The organism is Helicobacter pylori SA213A, from assembly GCF_000476275.1.
Classification (GTDB): domain Bacteria; phylum Campylobacterota; class Campylobacteria; order Campylobacterales; family Helicobacteraceae; genus Helicobacter; species Helicobacter pylori_CL.
Map to the genome: position 1 here is coordinate 1 of NZ_CBOM010000033.1, position 5,786 is coordinate 5,786.

A 5,786-nucleotide genomic window follows, 5' to 3' on the forward strand; every position below is an offset into this window, starting at 1 on the left:
TGTGAATTTTATTTAAAATTTCCATGTCTATTGCCCTTAAGATCGTTTTGAAGGCGGTAAGCGCCATTAAAAATACAGCCGGTTAATATTTCTTCAATTTGCGATAATTCCGCATTTTTTAGCGCTTCTCTAGGCGCTTCAATGATCAGTTTAGCTTGTGTTAATCGCACCCACTCTAACGCTCGCTCTCTAGATTCAAAACTCCCCATTCCCCAATATGGTTGAGAAACTGCTCGCTCATAGGTCTATCCATGTCAATCACAAGATCAAAGGTAACATAAAGCGACTGAACGCTCAAAGAATCCCCAATAATAAAGGTAAAATTAAGCGTGTCATCAAGCGTGTTGTGTTGGATATTGTCTATTAGCGCGTAGTTAAGCTCTAATTTTTCTACTTGCTTTATCGCTATTACGATGTCTTTAGAAAGAGAAGCGCTGATTTTTTCTAATTGCTTTAACAAATCTTTAGGCGGGATAAAACCACGCTCCATATCAGCGTCTATCACGCTTAAAATCGTTCTTTTATCCACTACCTTATCACGCTTTAAATCGTTAGCGATTTTGTTGATTTGAAGGTTTTGTTTATAGCTTTGTTTTGACGCTCTCTCTTTTTCTCGCCATTCAATGACTTCCCTCTCTTCTTGTTCTATGTCTGCAACATCAAAGATTTTAGGAAAGCCATAACGATTTTTTTTCGCTCTGATAAAACTTTTAATACTATCTTCAAGATGCTCGCAAAAATCATCAAAACCATCGCTAGATTGCGGCATATAAAGCGCTTCTATTTGAGTTTTAGCCATTTCATTAAACTCCGTGCCGTTATGTTTATCAGGGTGTTTTGAAAAGAATGCGATTAGTTTGTTTTTAAGAGCGTTGAGGGATTGTTCTAATTTAGTGGGTGTTGAGAATTTGATGTCTGAAAAGCTATCTTGTGTCTTGTTAAAGTCCTTACCCGGTGAAGCGTTGATTAATTCTATAGGGCATTTGCTTTCACAATAACAGATCGCTTGTTGGTTGAATATTTGCGCTAACACCAATAAATAGTCCCTTAAATTAAATACGATAGTAGGTTCATTAGCGAACACCAAAAAGCTTATTTCTTCATTGGGTAAAAAAGGATCTTGCGGGTTGTCTTTTAAAGAGTTAAGCGTTTGAACAAACCCTATAAAATCGCGCTTATTCTCTAAATACGATTGCAGCTTTTTCGCTCTTTCTGTATTTTGCTTGGGGGTGTATCGGTATTTAGCGACAAACTCCTTACTAGACATAAAGTCTTTCACGCTCGCCTTAGCGTTATTCTTTAAAAATCTGTCCATAAAATGCTTCCCCAATAAAAAACACAACCTCCTATAAAGGTAATTATTGCCTTTAAAGAAGTCCTTAATCAAAATGGGTTTATCCCAATCCACTTTAACAGATTTGTCTTGCCAGTAGATTAAGCGCGTTTTTAACTGAGCCAGTTTGTCAGTGCTAGATTGAATGCAGCCGCTTTTAGCTGCCCCTATCAGTAATTTTTGCTCATTATTACTGAAATCTCTGTAAAAAGCGTCTTTAAAGGGTTTAAAGGCTGAGATGATCCCAAAGGGTAGTGCGCTTTTGATTTTCTCACACACCTTTTTAAGATCGCCGCTTTTAGTCGTTTCGTTCTTAATAGCAGAAACCTTTGTATGAGAAACTTTAATGGCGCTGTTTTTAGTTTTAGAGGCTTTCTCGCTCCCAATGATCTCCTTAACGAATCGCTTCGCTCCATTTTGAGCCACTTTACTAGCCACAAAATCCTTTTCAAAATCTTGTAACAAATAGTAGTATCTGGTTGGATTCCCGCTCTCATCATTCAATAACAATAAAAAATCATAATCCAATAACATGTCAAGTCCTCTTTTTTAAAATTCATCATCAGCGTTATTTGACCTTATAAGGCTTGTAAGCTTTTGATTACTTTTTTAAAATCCTCTTTTGCAAAGCTCAACCCAAAAGCTTCCTCATGCCCGCCAGCTTGTATTAGAGGAATGGTTTTAATCTGGCTTAAAAAAGTCCCATCACCCCTAGCGCTACCGCTATACCCGTTTTTATTGTCTCTATAGATACAAAGGGAGCGATTGGAAGGGTATTTTTTTAAAAAGTTATTAGCCACTAAACCGCTAACACCTACTTTAATAGAGCAGATTTCATCTAAAAGAGCCACTAATATTTTGTTACAAGAAAAAATTTGAGCGTTTTCTTCGCTTTCTTTCACCATTTTCTTTTTAATGTCGTTGTATCTTTTGAATTCCTTAACATTAAAGACGCTTAAGCGCGGATCGTTTATGGGGTTGAAATGTTTTAAAACCAAATAATGCAAATAGCTATCATAACAACCCTTAAACTCTCTAGCCCCACTCAAACGGCTTAAAGCGTTGATATAATTGATGCAATTAAAGCCGTATAGGTTAGAAATTCCATCTAAATCGTCTTGGGCTAAAGAAAGATCTTTATCTTTGAAAAAGCATTTAATGCACTCATGTTTAACTGGCGCTAAATTCAAAACCATATCCAAATTATCCCCATGATCCAAATCAATGCGATCGCTTAAAAGCGTGATAGCGATCAATTCTTCTTCTAAAGGAGTGGTTTGCGTTTGAAAGATTTGACTAAACACTAAAGCGCTTGTGAAAGCCCCACTATAATAGTTGGCGTCTTTTTCATCATTCAGGTTAATGTAGGCGATTTTATTTCCATCAATCCAATCAACTTCAAAACTCTTATGGTGGTCTGTGATGATGCATTGTTCAAAACGCTCTAATAAGATTTCTTGTAATTCTATGTTAGAAACTAAATCCGCCCCCAAATCAGCGCTAAACAATAAGGGGTCTTTTTGAAATTGGTTTTTAATGCAATCTAGGCGGACTAATTGATTGGTTTTAGGGTTAAAAATACAAGGTTTAGACAATAAATCGTTTAGGGCTAAATCGGTGAAACCATAGCCATGCGCATTCCTTAAAGGGCTAAAGAAAAAGAAATCCTTAATACCCAATCTGCAACACATAGACATTAAAACGCTGCCAGCTAACATGCCATCACAATCATTATCTGTATAGAAAACAATGGGGCGATGGCGCTTGGCTTCTTTTAAGAAGTCTTTAAAAATCCTTTTCTTTGACATCTTTAATAGCTCTTTTTTAGGCATTGATTACCTCTTTGTTGTTTTTATGCTTGATGGTTTTTAATCATTCTAGATCAAAATCATCTTCAAATTCCTCTTCAAATTCCTCTTCTTGCCCTTCTATGTGTAAAACAGGCGTGATAATTTCATAAAAAAAGTCGTATCGCTTTTGGAGAGACTTCTCGTCCCACTTCCTATAGTCGCTATACAATTCTTTAGTGATGTTATAACAGCTAATCACTTTGCTTGGGTCTTTGCCGCCATAAATTTTTCTTTTTTCATCAAAATCCCCGTTTAAAGCTTGCGCGTTCTTTTTACGCTTTAAAAGGGTTAAATTTGCGATATTATTTACCCATTCTTCTCTTTTTTCTTTGTCAAAATCCGCGTTCCATTGACTGCCTCTTTTGGGGCTTTGGGGCAAAATATGCTCCACTTGGGTTTCGGCATCCATAACGATAAAATGGGGTTTCTCTTCATCTGCCATGAAATAATTAGCTAGGGCTAAGACAGGACGCACCCATTTGCTAGGATAAACCGAATAGCTATCCCATAAGTTGTAGTGGTATTGGTTAAAGGTGTTATAAGATTCTATGTTATTCAATATAAGCTCTTGGATGGTTTCAATGTCTTTATTGCTTTTAACATTTTTGATAATGTTGATACTCGTTTGCTTGATGCGCGTGATCGTGCCTCCTGCAATCCAAGTTTGGTAATAATAAGACACCAAAAGCTTTTTCAAAGCGTCAAAATCAGGGTATTTGACATAAAGGGCTGTCGTTAAAATACTGGCCCAAAATCTGGAGGGAAGGTATCTCAATAAATAAATGTATCGGTCTGGTTTTTTTAACAAATCGGTATAAGATTTCATAAAAGCGCTCACATCATAAATGAACCCGCAAGCGTCTTTTTTGCTGTCTTTGAATACCTTTTTTAATCCCTTATCGGCTCTCTTTTTAGAAGAACTAGGATCAGCGTATTCTAAATACATGTTAAAAAAGTCTTCCAAATCAATATCTTATGCCCTCAACGCTCTTGCAAGCTTCAACCAATTTGTCCCAAGTGGTTATAAAATCCTTACGCTTTTCACTATCTTGTTTGATTTCTTGCATCAAACTGGATTTTAAAATATCAATAGGGCTTAAGGGTTGACCTCTGTCGTTTAACACTTGAAAGATTTGCATCGCGCTGTCTTGCTCAAAACAAATGATCCTGGTCACAACAATGTGTTCATAAAACCACTTGACAAAATCATCCATATCGCTTATGGAACCATTTTCCATGCTCTCATTCAATAGCTCCTTGAAATAATAAGCGTTACGCAAATAAGTGTTTTCTTCAAATTTCTTATTCAATTCGCTCTTTTTAATATTGTCTTCAAACTCCAAATGGTTTAACACCGTGTTTTCAAAAATACTATTGTAATTTTGAGCGGTTAAAAACTTCAGACGCTCTTTTTCTTCATCGTGTCTGTCATAAATACTCTCTTTAATAAAGGCTTTAGATTTTTGCCCAAGACTATTTTTATGAAGCTTTAAAATCGTGCAAGCCAGAATGATAAAACTCGTTAATCGCTGTTGGCCATCCACAACATCCCATCTGTCATCTTTTTGGTTTTCAGCGATCACAATAGAGCCGCAAAAATATTCATCTTCTCTGTTGTTCGTATAGCTGCCCACCAGATCATCAATCAAAGCCCCTAAATGATCCTTATCCCACACATAAGGGCGTTGGTAATCGGGAACCTGATAAAAATATTCAGCATCCACTAAAATTTGATGGAGTTTTTTTAACTCCACTTCTACTTTTGCCATCACTTCTCCTTTGAATTTAACTCTGTAAGCCCCACTGATTTAAAAATGGGGCTTATCGAATCAAATTTTTTAAAAAGATTGCGGTGCGGGTTAATGAAAGGGGGAATAAAAGGGTTAATGAAAGGGGGAATAATAAAAAGTAAAGGATTTTTAAGCGGATTTTTGTAAAAGCGATAAAAGTATGGTAGCGTTGCTTGATTGCTTGATTGCTTGATTGCTTGATTGCTTGATTGCTTGATTGCTTGATTGCTTGATTGCTTGATTGCTTGAATGATTGAATGATTGCTTGATTGCTTGATTGATTGAATGATTGAATGATTGAATGATTGAATGATTGAATGATTGAATGATTGAATGATTGAATGCTTGAATGCTTGAATGATTGAATGCCATTTCTACCCCTTTTTTGAAAAAAAGATGACTTGGGCTATTGTATCTAGCGGTATTTAATCAATGGTTAATGATGCGTTTTTATCTTATTTTAATGATGCGTTTTTATCTTATTTTAATGATGCGTTTTTATCTTATTTTAATGATGCGTTTTTATCTTATTTTAATGATGCGTTTTTATCTTATTTTAAGTGGTGGTGCGTCTTTATTTTTGCGTTATTTGTTTTATCTAATGATGATGTGTTTTATTTAATGATGTGTTTTATTTAATGATGTGTTTTATTTAATGATGTGTTTTATTTAATGATGTGTTTGATCTTAAAAGCTTTATTCTCTACCCCCTTAATTCCAATCGCTCCCCCATCATTTCCAATAACGCTTATCCATTCCTTTCAAACTCTAAATTTTCTTTCAAACTCTAAAATTTCTTTCACATTCCAAAAT

The 5,786-nt window shown here is 35.5% G+C and carries 3 protein-coding genes and 2 pseudogenes; 1 reads left to right on the plus strand and 4 read right to left on the minus strand.

What is annotated here, in order from left to right; translation table 11 throughout:
• Positions 1-8 precede the first annotated feature (8 nt).
• The 4 genes and pseudogenes from QT74_RS08755 to QT74_RS07595 all read right to left on the minus strand — a co-directional run bounded on the left by QT74_RS08755 (position 9) and on the right by QT74_RS07595 (position 5,345).
• Positions 9-1,867, minus strand: a pseudogene (locus tag QT74_RS08755) (hypothetical protein).
• 44 nt (positions 1,868-1,911) lie between these two features.
• A complete protein-coding gene (locus tag QT74_RS07585) occupies positions 1,912-3,165 on the minus strand; it encodes a single-stranded-DNA-specific exonuclease RecJ (RefSeq protein WP_033765859.1) in 1,254 nt (417 codons plus the stop codon).
• Positions 3,166-3,205: 40 nt separating this feature from the next.
• Positions 3,206-4,952 (minus strand): annotated as a pseudogene (locus QT74_RS07590) (DUF262 domain-containing protein).
• A 150-nt stretch (positions 4,953-5,102) separates the two neighbouring features.
• Entirely contained in the window at positions 5,103-5,345 is a 243-nt protein-coding gene (locus QT74_RS07595) for a hypothetical protein (RefSeq protein ID WP_050579223.1), read from the minus strand.
• A 60-nt stretch (positions 5,346-5,405) separates the two neighbouring features.
• Here QT74_RS07595 and QT74_RS08590 point away from each other — a divergent pair, with 60 nt between their 5' ends.
• On the plus strand, positions 5,406-5,612 hold the full coding sequence (locus tag QT74_RS08590; protein WP_033765860.1) for a hypothetical protein: 207 nt from the start codon (positions 5,406-5,408) through the stop codon (positions 5,610-5,612).
• Positions 5,613-5,786 lie beyond the last annotated feature (174 nt).

What these genes read in the sequence shown, in the direction of transcription:
- QT74_RS07585 (WP_033765859.1), bottom strand. Translation starts at nt 3,165, where the DNA reads ATGCCTAAAAAAGAGCTATTAAAGATGTCAAAGAAAAGGATTTTTAAA.
- QT74_RS08590 (WP_033765860.1), top strand. Translation starts at nt 5,406, where the DNA reads ATGGTTAATGATGCGTTTTTATCTTATTTTAATGATGCGTTTTTATCT.
- QT74_RS07595 (WP_050579223.1), bottom strand. Translation starts at nt 5,345, where the DNA reads ATGGCATTCAATCATTCAAGCATTCAAGCATTCAATCATTCAATCATT.